18 protein-coding genes and 2 riboswitches are annotated in these 23,064 nt (G+C 42.2%); of the genes, 10 read left to right on the top strand and 8 right to left on the bottom strand.

The window, feature by feature from the left end; all coding sequences use genetic code 11:
* Positions 1-21: 21 nt before the first annotated feature.
* On the top strand, positions 22-822 hold the full coding sequence (locus ES754_RS05030; RefSeq protein WP_227677670.1) for a CPBP family intramembrane glutamic endopeptidase: 801 nt from the start codon (positions 22-24) through the stop codon (positions 820-822).
* Positions 823-858: 36 nt separating this feature from the next.
* Here ES754_RS05030 and dusA read toward each other — a convergent pair whose 3' ends face one another.
* From dusA to ES754_RS05015, 3 genes are all read right to left on the bottom strand, one after another.
* Positions 859-1,830, bottom strand: a complete 972-nt coding sequence (gene dusA, locus ES754_RS05025; RefSeq protein WP_147223311.1) for a tRNA dihydrouridine(20/20a) synthase DusA — start codon at positions 1,828-1,830, stop codon at positions 859-861.
* A 115-nt stretch (positions 1,831-1,945) separates the two neighbouring features.
* On the bottom strand, positions 1,946-3,247 hold the full coding sequence (locus tag ES754_RS05020) for an MFS transporter (protein ID WP_147222613.1): 1,302 nt from the start codon (positions 3,245-3,247) through the stop codon (positions 1,946-1,948).
* A 178-nt stretch (positions 3,248-3,425) separates the two neighbouring features.
* Positions 3,426-5,123 (bottom strand): phospholipase D family protein, encoded by a 1,698-nt coding sequence (locus ES754_RS05015; RefSeq protein WP_147222611.1) that lies wholly within the window; start codon positions 5,121-5,123, stop codon positions 3,426-3,428.
* Positions 5,124-5,734: 611 nt separating this feature from the next.
* On the opposite strand from ES754_RS05015, the gene ES754_RS05010 reads away from it, so the two are divergent.
* The 4 genes from ES754_RS05010 (at position 5,735) to ES754_RS04995 (ending at position 9,846) form a co-directional block, all read left to right on the top strand.
* On the top strand, positions 5,735-7,012 hold the full coding sequence (locus tag ES754_RS05010) for an O-succinylhomoserine sulfhydrylase (protein ID WP_147222608.1): 1,278 nt from the start codon (positions 5,735-5,737) through the stop codon (positions 7,010-7,012).
* 131 nt (positions 7,013-7,143) lie between these two features.
* Positions 7,144-7,473 carry a YbaB/EbfC family nucleoid-associated protein gene (locus tag ES754_RS05005; RefSeq protein WP_147222606.1) on the top strand — a complete coding sequence of 110 codons (330 nt, stop codon included), beginning with the start codon at positions 7,144-7,146 and terminating at the stop codon, positions 7,471-7,473.
* A 180-nt stretch (positions 7,474-7,653) separates the two neighbouring features.
* Entirely contained in the window at positions 7,654-8,247 is a 594-nt protein-coding gene (gene recR / locus ES754_RS05000) for a recombination mediator RecR (protein ID WP_147222604.1), read from the top strand.
* A 261-nt stretch (positions 8,248-8,508) separates the two neighbouring features.
* Positions 8,509-9,846 (top strand): ribonuclease D, encoded by a 1,338-nt coding sequence (locus ES754_RS04995; RefSeq protein WP_227677671.1) that lies wholly within the window; start codon positions 8,509-8,511, stop codon positions 9,844-9,846.
* A 57-nt stretch (positions 9,847-9,903) separates the two neighbouring features.
* Here ES754_RS04995 and ES754_RS04990 read toward each other — a convergent pair whose 3' ends face one another.
* The 5 genes from ES754_RS04990 to gcvT form a co-directional block, all read right to left on the bottom strand.
* Positions 9,904-10,605 carry an esterase/lipase family protein gene (locus tag ES754_RS04990; protein WP_147222600.1) on the bottom strand — a complete coding sequence of 234 codons (702 nt, stop codon included), beginning with the start codon at positions 10,603-10,605 and terminating at the stop codon, positions 9,904-9,906.
* A 115-nt stretch (positions 10,606-10,720) separates the two neighbouring features.
* Positions 10,721-13,621: an aminomethyl-transferring glycine dehydrogenase gene (gene gcvP / locus ES754_RS04985; protein WP_147222598.1), complete on the bottom strand. Its 2,901-nt coding sequence runs from the start codon at positions 13,619-13,621 to the stop codon at positions 10,721-10,723.
* Positions 13,622-13,744: 123 nt separating this feature from the next.
* On the bottom strand, positions 13,745-14,578 hold the full coding sequence (locus tag ES754_RS04980; protein ID WP_147222596.1) for a nitroreductase family protein: 834 nt from the start codon (positions 14,576-14,578) through the stop codon (positions 13,745-13,747).
* 325 nt (positions 14,579-14,903) lie between these two features.
* Complete coding sequence (gcvH, locus tag ES754_RS04975) at positions 14,904-15,287, bottom strand: glycine cleavage system protein GcvH (protein WP_147222594.1); 384 nt, start codon at positions 15,285-15,287, stop codon at positions 14,904-14,906.
* Positions 15,288-15,415: 128 nt separating this feature from the next.
* Positions 15,416-16,579, bottom strand: coding sequence for a glycine cleavage system aminomethyltransferase GcvT (gcvT, locus tag ES754_RS04970; protein ID WP_147222592.1), 1,164 nt, complete (start codon positions 16,577-16,579; stop codon positions 15,416-15,418).
* A gap of 166 nt (positions 16,580-16,745) precedes the next feature.
* Positions 16,746-16,901: riboswitch (glycine riboswitch) on the bottom strand.
* A gap of 42 nt (positions 16,902-16,943) precedes the next feature.
* Positions 16,944-17,071: riboswitch (glycine riboswitch) on the bottom strand.
* 374 nt (positions 17,072-17,445) lie between these two features.
* Here gcvT and ES754_RS04965 point away from each other — a divergent pair.
* The 5 genes from ES754_RS04965 to ES754_RS04945 all read left to right on the top strand — a co-directional run bounded on the left by ES754_RS04965 (position 17,446) and on the right by ES754_RS04945 (position 22,890).
* A complete protein-coding gene (locus tag ES754_RS04965; RefSeq protein ID WP_147222590.1) occupies positions 17,446-17,766 on the top strand; it encodes a YcgL domain-containing protein in 321 nt (106 codons plus the stop codon).
* 229 nt (positions 17,767-17,995) lie between these two features.
* Positions 17,996-18,844 carry a hypothetical protein gene (locus ES754_RS12230; protein WP_227677674.1) on the top strand — a complete coding sequence of 283 codons (849 nt, stop codon included), beginning with the start codon at positions 17,996-17,998 and terminating at the stop codon, positions 18,842-18,844.
* 278 nt (positions 18,845-19,122) lie between these two features.
* Positions 19,123-19,986, top strand: coding sequence for an AAA family ATPase (locus ES754_RS04955; RefSeq protein WP_147222588.1), 864 nt, complete (start codon positions 19,123-19,125; stop codon positions 19,984-19,986).
* Between the two features lie 62 nt (positions 19,987-20,048).
* Complete coding sequence (locus tag ES754_RS04950) at positions 20,049-21,305, top strand: vWA domain-containing protein (RefSeq protein ID WP_147222585.1); 1,257 nt, start codon at positions 20,049-20,051, stop codon at positions 21,303-21,305.
* A gap of 391 nt (positions 21,306-21,696) precedes the next feature.
* Positions 21,697-22,890 carry a globin domain-containing protein gene (locus ES754_RS04945; RefSeq protein ID WP_147222583.1) on the top strand — a complete coding sequence of 398 codons (1,194 nt, stop codon included), beginning with the start codon at positions 21,697-21,699 and terminating at the stop codon, positions 22,888-22,890.
* Positions 22,891-23,064 lie beyond the last annotated feature (174 nt).

Genomic DNA, 23,064 nt, shown 5'->3' with positions numbered 1-23,064 from the left:
GCCATTTTGAGCCACCACGCTATGCTAAACCAAATGCCACCTTCAAACGTATTAGCTATTAATCAGCCTAAGAGACGGCCTTTATTTTCGCGTTTGGGTACGCTGGCGCTTATTATAGGGATGGTTGTTGCATTCTTCGTTAGTCAGTTAATAGGTGTTTATTTGGCTGGCAAGGTACTATTACCGGCCGCTAATAGCTCAACAGTCGGTGACATTTTCTTTTTGGGTAGTAGTGACGGTACCATCGTAAGCGTCTCTATAATTATTAGCTGCGTCATATTGATGCTAGTTAGCATCATGATTATTCGTTTAAAAGGCGGTGAGGTGCGGCGATATTTGGCACTCAACCAGTTTTCGCTAGCAACTGGTATGGCACTATTAGGCATACTAATCGTATTTATGATTGGCAGTCAGGCACTGACTTATTGGTTAGATGCCAACCCATCTGCTTTCGTTGACCCGTTATATCAGTCGGTCAGCTCAGTGTGGCTGCTTATATTGGCGTTGGTTATCATCGCGCCAATATATGAAGAGTTGGTCTTTCGAGGGTTGCTATGGTCTGCTATTGCTGAGCAGTTTTCAAGTCCGTATATAAACGAGAGGTCAGCGCAGCGCGGCGCAGTCATTGCTAGTATCGTAACCAGTATTATTTTTGCTATCATTCACTTGCAATACGGTCTATATGAGATCAGCACCATCGTCGTGTTGGCGCTAATATTTTGCTATGCTCGCATCAAGTCTGGATCGTTATTACTGCCTATATTACTGCACATTCTCAATAATGGCGTGGCAATGTGGCAGTATTTATCACAAGTTGCTTGACCTGTTAAATTAGTTTTCTAAACCAGCTTCCTGATACTAAGCATCAGGATTTAACGCCAACACCTCAAACGCTGCTTGCTCTATATCTGCAACTGTCAAATGCGGCTTGCCGCTCAACGCTTGCCGCCATTTGCGTGCGCCACTTAGGCCTTGAAACAATCCTAAATAATGTCGTGTCATCGTAGACAGCGGCTCACCTTGGTTAACTTGCTGATGCAGATGAGGATACAATTGCGCTAAAATCTCTGAGCGTTTTGGAATGGGCTGATTCCACAAAATATTAGCTTCTGCTAACAGGTAAGGATTGTGATAAAACGCACGGCCAATCATCACGCCATCGATATGTTGCAAGTGATTTTGGATGTCTTCTATCGACTCAATACCCCCATTAATCTCAATAATAAGCTCTGGGAAGTCCTGCTTTAATCGATACACGTCCTCATAACGTAGCGGTGGAATCTCGCGATTTTGTTTAGGGCTAAGACCTTGCAGCCACGCCGTACGCGCATGAACAATAAAGCGCGTGCACCCGCCATCAGCTACGGTCTGTACAAATTGGCTCATAAAGTCATAACTGTCAAAATCATCAATACCGATACGATGCTTAACCGTTACTGGAATATCAACCGCTGCTTGCATATGCTTGACCAGTTTTGCAACCGTATCAGGCTCAACCATTAAGCAGGCACCGATTTTATTATGCTGCACGCGGTCGGATGGGCAACCAACATTAATATTGACCTCATCATAACCATGCTGCTGCGCAAATTCAGCACATTGGGTCATCTCACTGATATCAGCACCGCCCAGCTGTAAGACAATGGGATGTTCGCTATTGTCAAAGCGCAAGTGGCGTGCACGGTTACCATGTAATAGCGCGCCAGTACTGATCATCTCAGTATATAAATACACATTTGGATTAAATAACCGGGCAAAATAACGATAGTCTGTCGTTGTCCAGTCAATCATCGGTGCTACTGAAAGCCGCTTCTTGGTCATATCAACCATCATTATTTACTGCCTTTTTTTAGATAACTTGTTTTTTAAGAACTCAGCTTTGTATAGTTTAATGTTGTTATTTAAAATCTTGACCCTTAATTAATGCTCAATAATTTAACTTACATTAAATAATGCTATCGATTTTTCCAAATGCAGGTAAACGATAAAAATATAGGCCCATTATCACGCCAATAAAGCCAATAAACGCGATATATAATGCCGGTGAGAAGCTGATATACAACGTCGCATAACCGAGTCCAAACGGTACCAGTCCGCCAACAATACCGTACATCACACTATAAGAGAGCGCCATACCTGTCAGTCGGACATTGGTCGGAAAGAGCTGCACAAAGATAGCAGGTATCATGCCAACAATACCTGAAAAGAATCCGAGTAGGGCATACATAATCAAGATGTAGTCACCACCTGCTTCTAAGTGATAATAAAAGACAAATGTCTGAATGATTAATAATACCGAACCTATTATCAAAATTTTACCAAAATTTTGATAATTAGACAGTATTCCATAAAAGATACAGCCAAAAATCATAAAGACAATGCCAAGGCTATGCGAAAAACCAAACAAATCCGTGTCTACCGCAAAACGCAGCTCAACCAATTCCGGTAACAATAATACGATGACCGTAGTGATACTGGAGATAATTAGCGTTAACATTAAGCCGATAAATAGGGAGTGTCGACAATGTTTAAACAATAGGGTAAAAGGCTGATTGGTATGTTTTTCCGGCTTGACGTCACGTAGTTCCACAAAGAACGGCGACTCATTGATAAAGCGCCATGCTAACAGCGGTAAAAAACTCAGTACTGCACCTACCATAAACGGTAAACGCCAGCCATTAGTGATGAGCTGCTCAGGCGTCATAGTGCCATTCAGCCACATAAAAAAAGCATTAGAAAACAATACCCCTACGAAAAAACTGGCCGTTACATAGCTACAGCCCAGCGAGAGATATTGGCGCGGAACGTGCTCAGCGATAAATATCCACGCCAGCGGCACATAAACTCCAAATGCCATACCTTGTATCAGCCGTAGCAAAATAAACAAGACGGGCGCAATCAGTCCCCATTGAGCGTAAGTCGGCAAACACGCCATCGCTAGCATGCTGAATGCGGTAATGAGCATGCTGAATAAAAGCACTGGCTTGCGACCTTTAATATCACCGTATCGCCCGAGAAGTAACCCACCAAGCGGACGCGCTAAATAACCGACAGCAAATAGCCCGAACCCTTGTAGTTTAGTCACTAGTGGATCGATATTGGTCGGAAAAAACGTAGAGGAGATAATATCTGCCATATACAAATAAATCAAAAAATCAAAAAACGCGACAGCGCTACTAAAACAGACAAATAACACCATGTTTTTGTCTTTTGAAGACATGAGCTCATATTCAGAACGAGAGGGCATAATAGATCACGTATCCACATATCAAAATGATGGTGAAAATAATCATAATAAAGTAGATTATGAGATTACTGTCCACCATAAAAAGCGGTAAATCATCACGTTGCTATGATGATTTACCGAGTTATTAATTAAAAAGCCAAAGACTCATTAAGACGCAAAAATTATATCATTGTAGTCACTAAAGTAACCAGTCAATGGGTAGCCACGACATAATCGTGAGCCAAACGTGATCAACCGTATCAACTTTGGGCTCAGATGTGTAAATAACCTTTCGACCATTTTCAACTGTATGCCACTCTAAGCGTCCGTTCTCGTTCAACTTGACTTCGTACGCTTGGTTTAACAAATCATCACTCAGCGCTTCATGTAACTGCTGTGCCAATTGATCATCGTTAATAATGACACCCATTTCAGTATTGATATTAGCAGAGCGCGGATCGACATTATAGGAGCCGACAAAAACTTGGTGGTCATCAACGGCAAAGGTTTTAGCATGCAAGCTGGTTGAGGACTGGCTACGCGCTTTCCAAAGTTTATTTTCACGCTTCTCTTCACTAGCGGTTGATTTTAACTCATAAATTTTGATACCGGCGCGCAGCATTTTAGGCCGCCATTGACTGTAGCCGGAATGTACGGCGGTGACGTCGGTAGCATCAAATGAATTGGTCAAAATTTTAATATCGATACCCGAATCTGCCAATTGTACCAACGTATCTACCCCGTCTTTGGTCGGTACAAAGTAGGAAGAAATGATAGTTAACTGCTTAGAGGGGCTACCCAGTAGCGTGCGCAACTGTTGGACCAAATTGGTTTGGGCTGAGACGCTTTTGGTTAACTTACCCACATCATCGCTTAAAAATTGCATGTCTGTCCAACGAAAGGGCACGCTTTTATTGAGCAAATCGGAATCAATAGACGAGTCTTCAATAGCTGATTTATAAACGGCTAAGCTAGTACGCGTATTATTTTTCTCATTTTCATCAAGCTTGTCTAAGCCTTGTAAAAAGTCTGTCGTCGTGCCTTTATCTAGCGTCGCTAAGGTTTCAATATCAAACGATATGGGCGCTGACCAATAACTGGTAAAACTGTTATCGATATCTGCCACCACCTTGCCGATAAGCAGCACATCGAGATCAGCAAACTGACTGTTTTGACTGTTGCTGAGATATTCATCTCCGATATTACGCCCACCAATAATGGTAATTTGCTTATCAAAGGTCATACTTTTATTGTGCATACGCCGATTGATGCGCGGCAGTCCAGTGACAAAGTTCAGCGCCTGAAATTTACGGTGCATCAAGGGATTGATAATCCGTACCGCAATATTAGGATGACGGGAAAAACGTACTAAATGCTGATCAAACTGGGCCGTATTATTAAAATCATCGAGTAATAAACGTACAATAACGCCGCGCTCAGCCGCTTCCCATAAGTCTTTGAGTAGCAGTTGTCCTGCTTGGTCATCATGCCAAATATAATATTGCGCATCAATGTTTTTGGTTGCCATTCCCGTTAAAATACTACGCGAGGCAAACGCATTCGCACCCGTTACAATGGGATGGTAGCCAGATAAATCGGGATGAACCTCATTTTGCTCGCTAATAGCAGCGACTAAATTAATAGTAGAGCGGCCAATCTGTGCTTGCTGTTGAGTTTTTTCTTCACTTTGGTTGGATTTGCTGCTTATTTTTGCACCATCAGGTTGTACGTTTTCACTATTGCCTTGTTGGTATAAGGCGTTGACTCTGGCTGATAGCTGCTGGCTTGCAGGCAAGTGCGGCTGTTTGGGCAAGCTTTGACACGCACCCAGACTTAAAGATAGCCCAAGCGTCAGACTCAGCAATAGGTTGCTTGAATCTATATTAAATATTGACATAGTGGGTTTACCTTAATGCGCTTAATAATTTGCTAAGAGAGAACCAAAAAAGTTAATCTATCGACGAATGGACCAGCGATTTTTAAAATACTGATGCAGTATAGAGTGGCCACTCAGTTATTGTAACGTCGCTGTTTCATATATCGTCTTTAAGACAACCAACGCCGCCTATACGCAAATACGGTTGTATGCTTAATAATTTCAGCGACTTGAATATAAAAGCTATCATCACAAGTATAATTAAAACCTTATGAGCTTAGAGAAGTTTCGCTTGTAATTAATTATAATGAGGGCTGAATAAATATGAAAATAAACCTAGCGTTAAAGTAGTATAGAATAACTCGGCGCTAAGCTTAGCAGGTGTAATAGTATCTGCCAATTAGAAATACGTTATTTTTCTTAGCTACAACCCTTGCTTGAAACTAGTGACTATCTTGTAAATAGTCATCGTAAAGAATTAAAATAGGCCTCACGATAATAACTTTCAAGATAAGCGTTAGCAGGTGTCTGAAATAGGGGAGCGTGATATCATAAACCTAAATTTAGAACCTGAATAAATCAATAATTAAATTCAGTTTAATTTTTATATACTCAAACATAATGGAACTTTTATGAGCCAGTCGCGAGCGCAGGAAGACAAATATTCAGACAGTGGTTTAGACCCAAACTGGCGCTCAGATGCCCTAGATTTAGGGCTAGATTACGGTATGCAGACCATCGCTGTACGCGCAGGACAGCATCGTACTGATGAAGGCGAGCATTCTGAGCCTATTTTTACCACTAGCTCGTATGTTTATAAGTCAGCAAGCGACGCCGCCGCCCACTTTGATGGCACCAAGACCGGTAACGTTTATTCACGCCATACCAATCCTAGTGTGCGTACCTTTGAGCGCCGCCTTGCTGCTTTGGAAAATGGCGAACGCGCCGTCGCTACCGCTTCGGGTATGGGTGCAATTTTGACTATGTGTCTTGCTTATTTGAAAGCAGGTGACCACTTATTGGCTGCCAATCAATTATTTGGCTCATCGATTGGCTTATTTGATAACTATATGGCTAAGTTTGGCGTTGAAGTTAGCTATGTCGATTGCTTTGATAACGAAGCATGGGCCAATGCGGTTCAGCCGAATACTAAGGTTATCTATTGCGAAAGCCCTAGTAATCCACTGGCGCAAATTTGTGATATTGGTTTTTTAAGTCAATTATCAAAAGCCAATGATATCTTGTTAGTGGTAGACAACTGTTTTGGCACGCCAGCATTGCAGCGTCCGCTCGACTTAGGGGCAGATGTGGTCATTCATTCGGCAACTAAGTATTTGGATGGTCAAGGCCGGGTTCTAGGTGGCGCACTAGTCGGTAGTGATAAGCTGATGCAAGAAGCCTTTACCGTGGTACGCTCAGGTGGTATCAGCATGAGCCCGTTCAATGCGTGGGTATTTACCAAAGGTCTTGAGACCCTTAAACTGCGTATGCAAGCGCATTGTAGTAATGCCAATCAAGTCGCACAGTTTTTGGTCAATCACCCGAATGTCAGCACCGTACACTTCTCAGGGTTAACCGACCACCCTTCTCATGAGTTGACCAAACGTCAGCATCATATGAAAGATGGCTATGGCGCGATTATGGGGTTTGAGGTCAAAGCTAAAGAGGGCGATGACCCAAAATCTGGCGCTTGGCATGTCATTGATGCGACCCGAATGGTCTCCATTACTAATAATCTAGGGGATGCCAAAACCACGATTACTCATCCAGCAACCACCACCCATTTCCGTATGACGCCTGAGGCACGCGCTGAAGCGGGAGTCAAAGATGGTTTGATACGGTTATCAGTAGGACTAGAGGATGTGGAAGATATCATCAAAGATTTGGCACGGGGTTTAGACAGTTTGTAGCGTTAGCGGTATAATCACTGCTGGCTATGAGCTAATGTATGACTTTTTATTATCAATGAGCGTCTATTATTAACACCTGTTATTAACAGTTTTTCATTTTTATAACTTCTCCATAAATATAAGAGGCAATTATGAATATTCAAGCATTAATGCAGCAAGCACAAAGTATGCAAAAGAAAGTCGAAGCAAATGTCGAGACAGCAAAAAAAGACTTGGCCAATAAAGAAGTCCATGCTGAAGCGGGTAGCGGTCTGGTAAAAGTCACGATGACTGGTCGTCATGTGGTTAAGCGTCTAACGATCGATCCAAGCTTGTTAGAAGATGAGCCAGATATGATTGAAGACCTAATCGCTGCTGCTATCAATGACGCCGTTCGTCAAGCGGATGAACTATACGAAGCAACGATGACTGGCGCGACTCAAGGTATGGGTCTACCACCAGGTATGCAAGGTTTGTTCTAAGCCTTAATTTGAGCTAAGTAAAGGTTATTGAAGTCAAAAATGGGGTTGTTATCTATACGATATGACCCCATTTTTATGGGTACCGTTTGTGATTCTACTGATTTTGATTGACGGATTCTGAACGACTGATTTGAAACAAACAATGCCGAATATGCCTCTATATAAAGGAAGGATATAACTTTGCTTACCGCCAAATTTGATCAGCTGGTCAAACAGCTGCGTATTTTACCGGGTGTTGGTCAAAAAAGTGCCCAGCGTATGGCACTTCATCTGCTTACCAAAAAACGTCCTCAAGGTATGGCACTAGCCCAAGCCCTTGATGAGGCGATGCGTGATATCGTTGAATGTCAGCGCTGTCACAGCTTTAGTGATGATACTATCTGTCCACTGTGCCAAGATCCGCGCCGTGATGATAATTTACTATGTGTGGTCGAGACCGCAGCTGATGTGATGGCTATTGAACAGACAGCTGGCTATCGTGGGCGCTATTTTGTATTGGGTGGGCATCTGTCACCGATTGATGGTATCAGTGCCGATGATTTGAATATCGATCAGCTGGTTTGGCGCCTGAAACAAGAGCCAGTTGAGGAGCTGATACTGGCAACGGGTACTACCGTTGAAGGGCAGACCACTGCGCACTTTATCAGTGAGGCAGTTGGCCGGCACGTCAACAAAGTCACGCGTCTAGCGCAAGGGGTACCGATGGGGGGCGAGCTGGAATATTTGGATAGTATGACCCTTGGACAAGCCATACAAAATCGCTCTTTCTTATGAAACCTATACGCTGTAAATACTAAGTATTGTGAACACCAATTGTTATAAATCTACCGTAATAAAAGTACGGTAGATTTATAACAAAAGTATTAAATGCTGAATTTTTGCGTGCGGGCTTTCCATTTTTTATAGTGAAATTGCTATACTTACCCAACTTATTTATTTTATGGCTCCCTTTTATAAATGCTTACCGCTATTTTATAACCAATGATAGCGGTATTCAGCATTATTACTTTCTTTAATTTATGCAGGTATCTGCCCGTGTCTGACCCTTCATCATCTATAAATTCTCAAGATAACTTTTCTACTACTCTCGATACTAATCAAGCTGTAAGTGTTACAAATACTGAAAGCACCGTAAGTATAGAAAGTACCGATACAAATTTAGCAGGGTTGCCGCCAGAGCCGAATCTTGATGCGCTGTTAGATATTGCTGACGAGCTGCCTGTTACTTGGGTGCGTGAACAATATCAGCTACAAGAAGTTATCGATGCTTTAGAAGGTTGCGGGCGTGTGGCGTTAGACACTGAGTTCATCAAGCGTGATACTTACTATCCACGTCTGGCATTAGTACAGCTGAATACTGGCGACCACATCTATTTATTAGATGCGCCGGAACTACAATTAGGAGACTTTTGGCAAGCAGTGAGCGAGGTAGATATTGCTATTTGGCATGCTTGCGGTGAAGATTTGGGTATTTTTTATCTATTGTCCGGTTGCCCGCCATTAACTAATATCTTTGATACCCAGATTGCGTTGTCTTATTTAACAGGACAATTGCAAATGGGTTATCAGCAAGCGCTTGATGACCAGTTAGATATGCATATCGATAAGGAACAAAGTCTGTCTGATTGGCTCAGACGGCCATTGTCAGATGAGCAGGAGCAATATGCTATTGATGATGTGCGCTTTTTGCCAGCATTATACTTAAGTATTGAGCACACCTTAAAGTCGCAAGGGCTATATGACTATGTGTGGTCAGATTGCCAGCTTTATGCCGCTGAGCTTTATGCCGCGCAACATGTTGCAGATGAGGCAATGTATTTAACGATGGCAGATTACCGCTATAACTCGCAACAAATGGCCATCTTACGGGCAGTAGCGACATGGCGTGAGGCGCTGGCACGGGCGACCAATCAGCCGCGTACTTTTGTGATTAAAAAACAGGCTGTACGTGAGATCCTTACTGAAAATCCAAGTAACATGCGTGAGCTTGCCCATAAGACGACTATACATCGTAGTATGCTGCGTTTGTATGGGGACGAGTTAATGAAAGTGATTAACGATGCAAAAATGCTGTCGCCTGTTGAGCATCCGCCTTGCCTGCTGCCACCTTATCGCTCAAAAAATAAAGTACTATCAAAAGCAGTAGAAGACGCAGTTGCTGCGCGCGCTGAGCAAATTGGCGTGCCAGAAAGCGTGCTGCTGCGCAAAAAATGGCTTGGGCAACTGTATGAAGTTATCGCCTTTGATAAAGACCTAGTGGATCTACCACAAGGATTGCAAGGCTGGCGCAATGAATGGGTTACCCAAACTTTGATTCCGGTCATTAATGCGCATAAAAAAGAGCTGCAACAAGGCATGGGTATTAAGGTTTGATATTTACTAATCTTTAATAGTAATTAACATTCAATGCTTATGGGTCCTCAATGTTAATTAACGTTGAAACTGCGCATGTTGTAAAAAGTGCGCAGTTTGCTTGGCTACATCTCTGTCAACCAACATACCCGTGTGCGAGACGGGCATAATGATATGGTCAGTAGCATAGTCAAGCTTGGTCTCTTTTACATACACCGTGCCATCGTGTGCTAGATAGTCATCTAACAGTGGGCTATTTTCTTTACGCAGCTTACGGTTATGATGTTGCAAAAATAACTGCCCTAAACCATATGGTTTATCACCTGCAACCACGCCCAAGGTGATATGCTCAGGCAAAGGGGCTACCGTCCCATCTAATGCATTCAAATACGATTGCCCCACAATAGCAGGAGTAATCCGCCAGATATAATCCGCACAAATACTGCCCAAATGTGGCGTGCCAAGCGTCACGCAACGTCCAATCTGCCACTGCGGATACTCATCAACAAAATCACGAATAATAAGCCCGCCTAAGCTATGACCAACAAGGTCTATAGGTAGGTCAGGGTGATGATGTTGTTCAAGCCAAGTATTTAGACGGGCACTATTGGTCTTGATGCCATCACGCATGCTGCGATAGCCATATTGATAGGTATTATCAAACCCTTCTGTTTGTAAGCGTTTGGCTAATGAGCGCATGTTAAATGGTGCTTGGTGTAGCCCATGAATAAGAATAACTCGGTTTTTTTGTGCCAATGTTTGCGATAAAGTTTGCGACATAAATTTATCCTTAAAGTAGTTTTAGCTTAAACTAATATTCCATAAAAAAACCTCCAAGTCAGTAACTGACTTGGAGGTTTATATTATGCGTAATTGAAAACTACTAGCTTAAAAATTACATGTAGTTTTCAATACTTGGGCAAGAACACATTAGGTTCTTATCACCATAAGCATCATCAACACGAGCGACACTTGGCCAGAACTTGTTGTTACGAATGTATGGTAGTGGGAAGGCCGCAGTTTCGCGGCTATATGGATATGCCCACTCGCCATCAGTAATCATCGCAGCAGTGTGCGGCGCATTAACCAATGGGTTGTTATCAAGCGTCCAGCCATCTTCGCCAGCTTTGGCTTTTAGGGCTTCCGCTTTGATAGATTTTAGTGCGTTAATAAAGCGATCAATCTCTTCTTTAGATTCAGACTCAGTTGGCTCAATCATCAAGGTACCTGATACTGGGAAGCTCATGGTTGGGGCGTGGAAGCCATAATCCATTAAGCGTTTTGCAATATCACTTTCAGTGATGCCAGTCTCCTCTTTTAATGGACGAATATCGATAATACATTCGTGCGCCACTTGTCCGTTTTTACCGGTATAAAGAACAGGGTAATGGTCTTTAAGCTCAGAAGCAACATAGTTGGCGTTGAGCAATGCCAAGTTAGTGGCTTCTAATAAACCATCACGGCCCATCATGGCGATATACATCCATGAGATTGGTAGGATACTGGCTGAACCATAAGGCGCTGCTGATACCGCTGAACAGCCTTTTTGTGCATTATGCACAGGAATGAGCGTGTGGCTGGCCATAAATGGTGCCAAATGCGCTTGCATACCGATAGGACCCATACCTGGACCGCCGCCGCCATGCGGGATACAGAAAGTTTTGTGCAGGTTCATGTGCAACACGTCAGCGCCCACTTCCGCAGGCTGCATGATTGCGACCTGTGCGTTCATGTTCGCGCCATCCATATATACCTGACCGCCATGCTCATGGATAAGGGTACAAATATCACGAATACCTTCTTCGAATACGCCATGCGTTGAGGGATAAGTAATCATTAAGGCGCCAAGATTGTCGCTATGCTCTTCACATTTAGCGGTTAAATCAGCGATATCAACGTTACCATTGTCATCAGTTTTAACCACAACGACCTTCATACCCATCATGATCGCCGTTGCAGGGTTAGTACCATGCGCTGACTGCGGAATGAGGCAAATATCACGATTGTCTTGACCGATTGACTCATGATAGCGGCGGATAGCTAGGATACCGGCATATTCACCAGAAGCTCCAGAGTTCGGCTGCATAGACACATCATCAAAACCAGTGATGGCTTTGAGCTGTTCTTGTAAACTGTCGATCATGTCGATGTAGCCTGACACTTGACTCAATGGCGCAAATGGATGCACGTTAGCAAACTCAGGCCATGTAATTGGCAACATCTCACTGGTCGCATTGAGCTTCATGGTACAGCTACCAAGTGCAATCATGCTGCGGTTCATTGCCAAATCTTTATCTTCTAAAGATTTCAAATAACGTAACATTTCATGTTCGGTATGATGCGTATTAAATACTGGATGGCTTAATATAGCATCCGTACGTAAATGGGCCGCATCAAGTGATACGCGCGCCTCTGTTGGTAAATCATGTGCTTTGCCAACGAATAACTGGGTCAACACACCAAAGTCTTCTTGGTCACTAGGTTCACTAAAGGCAACGCCAATTTTGGTCTCGCCCAAGCGCCATAAGTTATAACCGACATTGGCCGCATTTTCAAAGATTTGGGTCGCCAATTGCTCTGAACCACAATCAACCAATACAGTATCAAAGAACTGATCATGGACGACGCTTAGCTTATTGTCGCCGCCAGAATTTTTGATCACATCAGCAAAAGCCGTTGCAAACGCATGGATACGTGTTGCAATACGCTTAACTCCATTTGGACCATGATAAACCGCATACATACCTGCTAAGTTGGCTAGCAATACTTGTGAGGTACAGATATTTGAGTTGGCTTTTTCGCGGCGGATATGCTGCTCACGAGTTTGCAATGCCATACGTAATGCAGTATTGCCTTGTGAGTCTTTTGACACCCCAATGATACGGCCAGGCGCTGAGCGTTTGGCTTTATCAGAGAATGCAAAGTAGGCGGCATGTGGACCACCGTAACCCATAGGGATACCAAAGCGCTGCGTGCTACCAAGAGCCACATCAGCACCCATATCAGCAGGTGACTTGAGCAATACTAAGCTCATAATATCACTGGCTACTGACACGTAAGTTTTGTTTTCCTTTACGGCAGCGATAACGTCCGTTAAATCTTGTACGTCGCCTTCTTCACCAACATATTGGAACAACGCGCCGAAATAGTCGCCCGATTTCGCCAATTCAAAATCACCAACGATGACCTCAAAACCGAAATATTTAGCACGGGTATGGATAACGTCTAGCGTTTGTGGATAGATACGCTCATCAACAAAGAACTGATCTGATTTGCTTTTGCTCATGCGCTTTGACATCGCCATTGCTTCAGCAGCAGCAGTCGCCTCGTCAAGTAATGAGGCACCCGCCAATTCCATACCGGTTAAATCAATACAAACTTGTTGGAAGTTGAGCAAGGCTTCTAAGCGACCTTGAGCAATTTCAGCTTGATAAGGCGTGTAAGCGGTGTACCAGCCTGGATTTTCTAGCACGTTGCGCTGAATAACGGCAGGCATGCGTACTGGTGAGTAGCCTTGACCGATATAGCTTTTATTAACCGTAACGTTATCAGCCATAGCACGCAACTTAGCAAGCGCGGCATGTTCACTCATCGCTACTGGTAAGTCTAATTCTTTAGGCATGCGCACCGTATCAGGCACGGTAGCATCGATGAAGCTTGCCATGTCATCAAAACCAATTGCTTTTAACATATCGGCTTGTTTGTCATCGTTAGAACCTAGATGACGATAAACAAATTCAGATTCGTTAAATAGCCCTTCGAAGGTATCGAGAGTTGGATTTTGTGAAGTAGTCATAATAATCCTTGTTAGAGTTTATAATACAGGCGATTAATAAATTAAAATAATATAAGGCAATGCGACTGAGACTTTCATTCAGCAATAGGCCATAAGCTATGCAAATGAGTATAAGTAAAATTTCTATATGTAATGCACAAACTGATCTTGAGCAAAGCGGAATTGTTCATTATAAATACCGTTGTCTGCACGTTCTCCAGCACCGATCATCATTACAATATGATGGTCATTGCCAAGCTTTAACAACCGCTTCATTGCCGGCTCATCAAAGCCGCCCATTGCACAGCTATCAAAGCCGTGTGCACGTAAAGCGAGCATCAGGTTTCCAGCTGCTAAAGCCGTATTGTTGGTCGCCCAATTTTTGACATCATTAAAAGTATAATAGGGTGATTTAATCGGTCCTTTTACTTTTCTGACAACTTGGGTCACGCCCCATTTAGCGGCTGATACCACATTAACTGGACCGCGTATAAAGTCCATTGTGACAACTTTGTTATAGTAAGCTTTCACCTTTTTTGGTACAGGCATCTCTGGATACTCACGCAAAATTTGCTTGGCATGATTATGCCAGTTATCCGTGCGTGCTACCACAGCAATCAAACGCGCAGCAGTCTTAGCAGCGTTTTGGTTCATACAGTTTTTGACTGCCGTTTTGCGTGCATCTCTGCTATCAATCACATAAAACTCCCAAGGCTGAAGATTGCTTGAGTTCGGAGCCAGCATAGCTAACCGTAAACACTCTGTAAGCACCTCATCAGATATGGGCGTATCAGTAAAGCGCCGTACCGAACGACGGGACTCAACTACTTGGCAAAACGCTTGTAGCTGAGGGGTCGCTGTATTATCTACTTGTTCTTTACCAGTAACGGTTTCTTTATCTGCACTATCGCCGCATTGCTTAGCGGTTTGATTATTGCTTGTATTGATAGGACTGGCGTAAGTATCAGCTGGTTTCATAGGTGACTCTAGAATAAGATTACAAAATAATAAAGGTAAAATAGGTGATGGTAGCGAATGATAAAGCGCGCTGAGTGGTGTTAATAACCTGATAAATTAAAAGCTTTTTGCTATACAAATAAGACTCATATCAAAGTAAGAAAGTCATCAGCACCCCGTCAAAAGCATCAAGTTAAAAATCTTGGGTTTTTACTCTTAATTGCCTGCGGTTAAACATTAAATATGTAGGTCATAAAGTAAGGGCAGATACCAACGCCGCGTTGATACCTGCAATAGTATAGATCTGATGTTACTCATTTATAAAGTATAGGTATCGATACGAGTCTTACAGCTCGTTTTCGTACTCTTCAGCAGTCAATAACGCTTCGTAATCTTCGAGGTTGTCAGCTTTCATAGTATAAAGCCAGCCTGCGCCATATGGATCAGCGTTGATGGTTTCAGGATCTTCATCAAGAGTTTCGTTAATAGAAAGAATTTCACCATTGATAGGGGCGTAAACGTCAGAGGCCGCTTTTACTGATTCAACAACAGCGATTTCCTCGTCAACTGTGATAGTAGCGCCAACTTCTGGTAGCTCAACATAAACCACATCGCCAAGTAGTTCTTGGGCGTGCTCAGTAATACCAACAGTGATAGTAGTGCCGTCTTCTTCAAGGCGTAACCATTCGTGGCTGGCGACGTATTTTAATTCTGCTGGGATATTGCTCATGGTATCACTCCGTTGAGGATTGTTAAGAAATAAAAGATATAAAAATACAGGTAAAAAGTAGTTAAGTATAGCTGACGAGTCATTAAGGTTTAATGACTCGTCAATAAAATATTATTTTTAAATATTAATTAGTCTTCGAATTGCTGTTTGCCATTACGGACAAAAGGCAGCTTCAGCACACGCACATCAACGAATTTGCCTTTACCGCGCAAATCAATTTGTACATTGTCGTCATCTGCTAACGTTGTTGGAACGCGGGCGATAGCAATAGAGTTTTTGAGGCTAGGAGAGAAGGTGCCACTGGTGATAACCCCTTTTTGCTCATTATCAGTGCCTTGATTGATGGTCACTTCCATACCCTCACGAAGAACCCCACGAGAGGTCATTAATAGACCCACTTGTTTCATTGCTGTGTTGCCATCTTTGGCTTGTTTACGATTATTAACCAGCGCTTCACGGCCGATAAATTTGCGATCATCTTTAAGTGCAAGCGTCCAACCCATGTTGCAATCGTAAGGACTGATGGTCTCGTCCATATCGTGACCATACAAGTTCATACCAGCTTCCATACGTAAGGTATCACGAGCGCCAAGACCTGCAGGCTTAATACCAGCGGCTTTTAGCTGCTCAAAGAATGCAGGAGCATCATCGGCATGCATAATAACTTCAACGCCATCTTCACCGGTGTAGCCGGTACGTGCGACGAACCAATCTTTGCCTTCGATATCGGTTAAGTCAGCACCAACGAAAGGCGTTATTGCAGCAAGGGTATCAGCCCAGTTTGGCTTAACCTGCGCTAGTTTTTCAACCGCATTAGGACCTTGAATGGCAAGCATAGCAAGCTCAGTACGCTCGGATAGAGTAACGTCAAAGTCTTGAGCTGTTTTTTCAAAATGTGCCATGTCTTTATCACGAGTACCGGCATTCGATACGATACGGTATTCAGTCTCATCAGCATTTGATAGATAGACAATTAGGTCATCAATAATACCGCCTTGTTCGTTAAGCATGGGAGAATACAGCGCTTTACCAACCGTTTTTAATTTACTGACATCATTTGCCAAAAGCTTTTGAAGCCATGCTTTACTATCCGCACCTTTAACATCAACAATGACCATGTGTGAGACATCGAACATACCAGCATCAGTACGAACCGCTTCATGCTCTTCGATTTGTGAACCGTAATGAATAGGTAATTCCCAGCCAGAAAAATCCACCAGTTTGCCATCACTATCAACGTGAGACTGGTAAAGGGGGGTGCGCTGAGGGGCTTGGTTGTTGGTATCAGTCATAACAAATCCTTGTATATACGCCATAAGTACTCTAACAGTAAGTACTAAAATAATAGGCGTGGTAACGCTACGAAGAGCAAAATTGCACAATGCAAATATTGCGGTAAAGGGTGGTGCAAAAAAATAAAGCTATATATCAAACAGACAAGATACGTCCGTTTGATCAAAAGCCCTATCTGTCCTGTGACCTGAGATTTTCAACACGTACCATGCACTTAATATTAGTGTGCCTTAACCCAAGGTTAAAGTCTATGGTAGCGCATTTTCTCCCCTTCGGTGGGTAAGACATCGTTCGCCATTACCACTCTCCAGATTTGTTATGCCGTTGTATTTGAGATTGCAGAATGCAAAAAATAGTAAGGACAAGTGTTTTTCAGTCCTTTTACCTGAGCGATTAGCAGGGTAGATGCGCCTTCGGTGGTTTTATAACAAATATGAACGAGGCTAGTAAGCGCTGCGTCTCGTCATAAAACTCTCTCCTGAAAAACGCTTTTATTATGAAACGTTCAAGATGGTTTTACAAGCCACTAAAGGGATTAAGATTAACTATTTTGCCAAAAATCCTCTATTCTTCTTAACTATCGTTTAAAACTCTTTGTAGAGTAGGATATTTGTTTTTACTTTTAATGTATAAAATATTTTATAACGACTGATTTATTCGTATATCCGTACAACGGTGATAATACGTAAAGCTACTACTGATGCTAATAAAAATTATGCTAGTCTAGTATTTCTTAATAACCTTGCAAGCTAGTAGCTTTATCATTGCTCTTTGTTAGCTATAATTTTGTTAGCTATAGTGCAGCAAGTCATGTTAGGCATTACTTCTATTCCGTTTTAATTTTAGCTTTTGACAGGGTGCTCCTATGCATTGTGATATTTATAAATTTCCAAAACATAATGATATGTATGTCTATATTGCGCGCCCTGACTATCCTGACGATACCGATGAGATTAAAGACTGGCTTAGCGTATTGCCAAAAGACTTTCGTTCTACACTTGGGGTTAGTAAGTTTGTGTTGCATTTAGATTTATCGACTACCCCAACTCTTGCACGCGTTGATAAAGACGAGGTCATTACAAAACTTAAATCACAAGGCTATTTCGTGCAAATGCCGCCGCAAGACGTAATGCGTAGACAAGCTGAACTGAGGGCACTTGATGCACAAGATAACAAATACGATTAATGCAGTTACTGAAGTCAGTATAACAAGTTGATAAAAATTTATTGAAAAGGCTGTAATATGCAATTTATCACGAAGTCGTGATAAACTAGCGATATACTAAGTGCAGATGTTCATCTTTTCATCTCGTCTTTTTAAGCTCTAATAATTAATTTCAATAATTCAAAGCGCCATAGACCATTGCAATATTGAATTGGCGCGTGACTTACTAAATGCAGGTATCTAAACACGCATGGACTGGCTAAAAAATATCTTACAAAGCTTACCATTAGAAAAAATCAGTGACATTCTCGGTGAGATTGTTATATGGTGGAGCCAGCTGGTGAAAGGCGTTCCCCCTGCCGATTTGCCGACGTATGCTTATATTGGCGGTGCAATCGTAGTATTGGCGCTGTGGGTATTGGTTGCGCGTATGTTGCCGCGCCCACTTGGCGGCATGAGTTGGATGGTGCTGTTTGCGGTCTTATTAGCGCCAGGTACTGCACTCAGTGACCCCGGTCTTCTTGCGCCTGCAAGTATTAGTGTCGTCTATGCGGTTATGATGAAAGATACTGCCGCTGCTGTGAATAATGCCCTACCGATATTAGTGGTGCTGGTAGTAGGCTTGTTTATAGGTTTTGTATGGCAACTGATTCGCGGCGCTTTTGAGTCAAGCTTGGATGAAGCACGTCGGCGTACCGCTGAAGATACTACCGCGAATATGCAACTGGCAACGGGCAATTATTTGGCAAGTACGTCAATAGAAGAAAGGGTTGACGAGCCTTTACCAGTGGAAGTTCCACCAGCTAAGCTTTCAGTAAATACTGAACAAATAAACAAGACTCCAATAATCGCTGCTGATGTAAGTAATACTCTAAAAACCAGCACTGTAAAACCAGCAAGCAGGCCGAACCTAATCCAGCAAAACAGCAGTATGAAAGAGACAAGCCCAAAAGATATCAGTCTAAAAAAAGATAGTGAAGTGAAGAAGAAAAAGATTGAGGGTTTTTATAGCAAAAAGATGATTGAAGAGCCTGCAGTAAAGATTACAGACGTTAAAGCCGATAATATCAAAAACGGTGGTATGAAAGACAATAAGTAGTTTTAGCTATTAATTATAAGTAGAATGATTCAATAGCTTATTCAAGTACGATAAAAGACACCTAGCGTGTCTTTTTTTATGGCCGTTAAATAGGACTAGCTTTATTAAATCAGAAATAGCTTTCCCTAATTTTTATAAATAGCAAACTATAAAAACTGGGAACCCATGAGTATTTTGAGCTTAAGACCGGCTGTGCTAATCTAAATTAATATTTACTAGATTTCATACTTTTTATATTTTTCTATATTCATATCGATAATAATAATTGAGATTGTTTTATGACTACTACTAATAATACCAGACCGAATTTTACGGGTACTGACAGCTATATTGCTACCGATGACCTACAATTAGCAGTTAATGCAGCGATAACCCTACAAAAACCATTACTAATAAAAGGGGAGCCGGGAACAGGTAAAACCTTACTGGCTGAAGAAGTTGCTGCTAGCTTGGGCATGCCGCTCATTACTTGGCATATCAAGTCAACTACCAAGGCTGAACAAGGGTTGTATGAGTATGATGCGGTCTCACGCTTGCGCGACTCACAACTGGGTGACGACAAGGTCTACGAGATTGGTAATTATATCAAGCCCGGTAAATTATGGGATGCCTTTACCAGTACCGAGCGCAGTGTGTTATTGATTGATGAAATTGATAAAGCCGATATTGAGTTCCCCAATGACTTGCTGCATGAGCTTGATAAAATGTCATTTTATGTTTACGAGACTGGCGAAACCATTACTGCTGAGATGCGTCCGGTGGTAATTATCACCTCTAATAATGAAAAAGAATTACCTGATGCCTTTTTGCGCCGCTGTTTTTTCCATTATATCGACTTCCCAGAAGAGCAGACCATGCGTCAAATTATCGACGTGCATTTTCCTAATATTCAAGAGAAACTGGTCAATGATGCACTAGATGTGTTCTATAAACTGCGTAATGTGCAAGGGCTAAAAAAGTTGCCATCAACCTCAGAACTGGTTGATTGGTTGACGTTATTATTAGCTGATGACATGGCACAAGCGGAGCTAGAAGAAAACTTACGTGGTGAAAAATCTATTCCACCACTATATGGGGCGTTACTGAAAAACGAAGCGGATGTCAGTCTATTGCAGCGCTTTGCCAATATGATGCGCCGTTAAGTAAGTTTTTAATAACCTGCGATCGGTCATAACCAAACCTGCTAATAAGTGATGCGTATTTTATGTTTATAAAACTATTTTATACTTTACGTACTTACGGTATGCCGGTCAGTACTCGTGAACTGCTGGATTTGAATGCGGCGCTTGAGCAAGGACTTATGATGCAGCAGCGCTCACAGGACGAAAACGCAAACAACGATGAGCAACGAAATGACCCAGAGCTACCCGTGTTTGCCAGTCGTGAAGACATGTATCGGCTGATTCGTCTGTGTATGGTAAAAGATGAGCGTCATTTTGATAAGTTTGATCGGGCAATGGCTGATTATTTTGAAGGGGTTGATAGTTTAGATACCGATGAGTTGATGGCCAAGCTAACTGATATTCCTAAAGAGTGGTTGGACTTGAAGTTAGATCCCAAGAATCTGACCGATGAGCAGCGGCGCTTATTGAAGAAGTACGGCTCGCTTGAAGAACTAATGAAAGCTTTAGAGGAGCGCTTAAAAGAACAAAAAGAGCGGCATCAAGGCGGTAGTAAATGGGTAGGCACTGGCGGTACTTCACCGTTTGGGGCTTATGGAGACCATCCTGAAGGGGTACGTGTTGGCGGTGAGTCGCGTAAGCGTAGCGCTGCCAAGGTTTGGGAGCAGCGTAAATACCGTAATCTTGACGAGGATAGGCAGCTAGGTACGCGACAAATCCAGATGGCCTTACGCAATTTGCGCCAGTTTGCACGTACTGGTCAAGCGGATGAGTTAGATATTAAAGAAACTATTAAACGGACAGCCAAGAAAGGTGTGCTTGATATCCATATGCAAGCTGAGCGCCGCAATCGGGTCAAAGTGCTTATGTTGTTCGATGTTGGCGGGAGCATGGATATTCATGTTGAAGCTTTAGAGAAACTATTTTCTGCGGCTAAAAATGAATTTAAAACCTTGGAATTTTTTTACTTTCATAATTGTCTTTATGATTATGTTTGGCAAGACAATGACCGCCGCCATAGCGCCCCTATGCCAACCTTCGAGCTGTTAAGTAAATATGGCCGTGAATATCGAGTGATATTCGTCGGTGATGCCTCAATGTCACCCTACGAGCTATTTACAGTGGGTGGCAGTGTCGAATACATGAATAATGAAGCAGGGGCGGTGTGGTTAAAAAGAGTCATTGAGCATTTTGATAAAGTGGCTTGGCTCAATCCTGAAGACCCAACCTATTGGTCATATACACAAACCATCGTTGAGATTAAAAAGCTGTTCAACAATCAAATGTATCCGATGACTTTGCACGGTGTTGAAGAGATGACTGCTCATTTAGCACGATAGCTTATGACGTCAAAACTCCATATCAATGTTGCTTACCAACGTTACTTACTAAGGTTACTTACCAATGCCATTCATTATAGCCATTGCTAATGATGAGCAATGACGAAGTATTAAATCACAAGAAAGCAGCCACTACGCCCCTTTAGTGGCTGTTTTTTTTATTGGTATTCTCAGGTTTTTGGACTGATAAAATCATAGTGGAAATAATAAAAATGGCAGTACACATTGGCACATTAAAATAAATATGATAAGATGTATTTCAAATGAATCTTATAGAGATATTTTAATAAATTGGCTCATGAGAGTCTAACTACAGTCTGCAAATCTTACTTGTTATTGCCAGCTGTAGTACTTCAACTTACTAATGTGATGACTCACTAAGAGAAAAATAATGGCTACCGCACAAACTATAGAAATCGTAAAGGCAACTGTTCCTGTACTTGAAGAACATGGCACGACCATCACTACTGTGTTCTACAAAAACATGTTTGCTGCACATCCTGAATTATTAGATATTTTCAATGAAACCAACCAAAAACTAGGCCGCCAGCAGACAGCATTAGCCACAACGGTGTTAGCCGCGGCCAAACACCTTGACCATTTAGAAGTTTTGCTGCCGGAAGTGACTGGAATAAGTCATAAGCATCGTGCGTTGCAAATCTTGCCAGAGCACTATCCTATCGTAGGGAAGTATTTACTTGGCGCTATAAAAGAAGTCCTCGGTGATGCGGCAAATGATGACATTATGAATGCTTGGACAGAAGCCTATGATGAAATTGCTAACGTCTTTATTCAACTTGAAAAAACTATGTATAAAAAAGAGATGTGGGAAGGCTTTGCAAAATTTGAAGTCATTGAAAAAACAGCAGCTGCCACTGATATTGCCGCTTTTACTGTCGTACCAGTTAATAGCGAGCAGAATATTGACCTCAGCAAACTTAACCTAACTGCTGGACAATATATCACGGTGAAAACAGACCCTAAAGACAGTGATCATTTAGCGCTGCGTCATTATTCCTTATATTCTGCCAATACCGATAAAGGTATTCATTTCGCCGTAAAAAGAGACAATCGTGACCAATATCATGGCTTAGTATCCAACTACTTACATGATGATTTGCAAGTGGGCGATACCATCTTATTGTCCGCTCCAGCAGGCGATTTTGCTTTGAATCAAGAACTCATGACCCAAAATGACATCCCGTTGGTGCTCATCAGTGCTGGTGTTGGGATAACGCCCATACTGTCGATGTTAGAGGCGCAAGTAACCACCAATCCGCAGCGACCTATAATTTGGGTTTATGCTTGTCAGAATCAACACCATCATGCTTTTAAACATCAAGTCGATCAGTGTTTAGCGTCCGCAGAAAATGTTCAGCAACATATCTTTTATTTTGATGAAGGGCAAATATTAGATAACGCATTGATCGCTACTCTACCGAAGCCTGCAGATGTTTACGTTTGTGGTTCAATGGGTTTTATGGAAAGTATAATAAACGGGCTGACTGGCCTAGACCATAGTGTAGATTCCGTTCATTATGAACCTTTTGGCCCTAAAATGAGTCTAGAGCTCAAAGCGGGCTAGTAAGGTTAAAATACTCTTCGAAGATTGCAACAAGATATAAACTAATAGGGCAAAGTTATGAAATAACTTTGCCCTATCTTATAGTGTCACTTATTTGAAAACTAAAGCTTTCATCATGCTTTGAAATAATTATAAAAAGTAGAATAATATTATTTATTAAAAAATTACTTATAA

This window comes from Psychrobacter frigidicola, from assembly GCF_007997305.1.
GTDB classification, from domain to species: Bacteria; Pseudomonadota; Gammaproteobacteria; order Pseudomonadales; family Moraxellaceae; genus Psychrobacter; species Psychrobacter frigidicola.
Note: the sequence above shows the minus strand (reverse complement) of the source record. Positions and strands in the feature narration are given on the sequence as shown.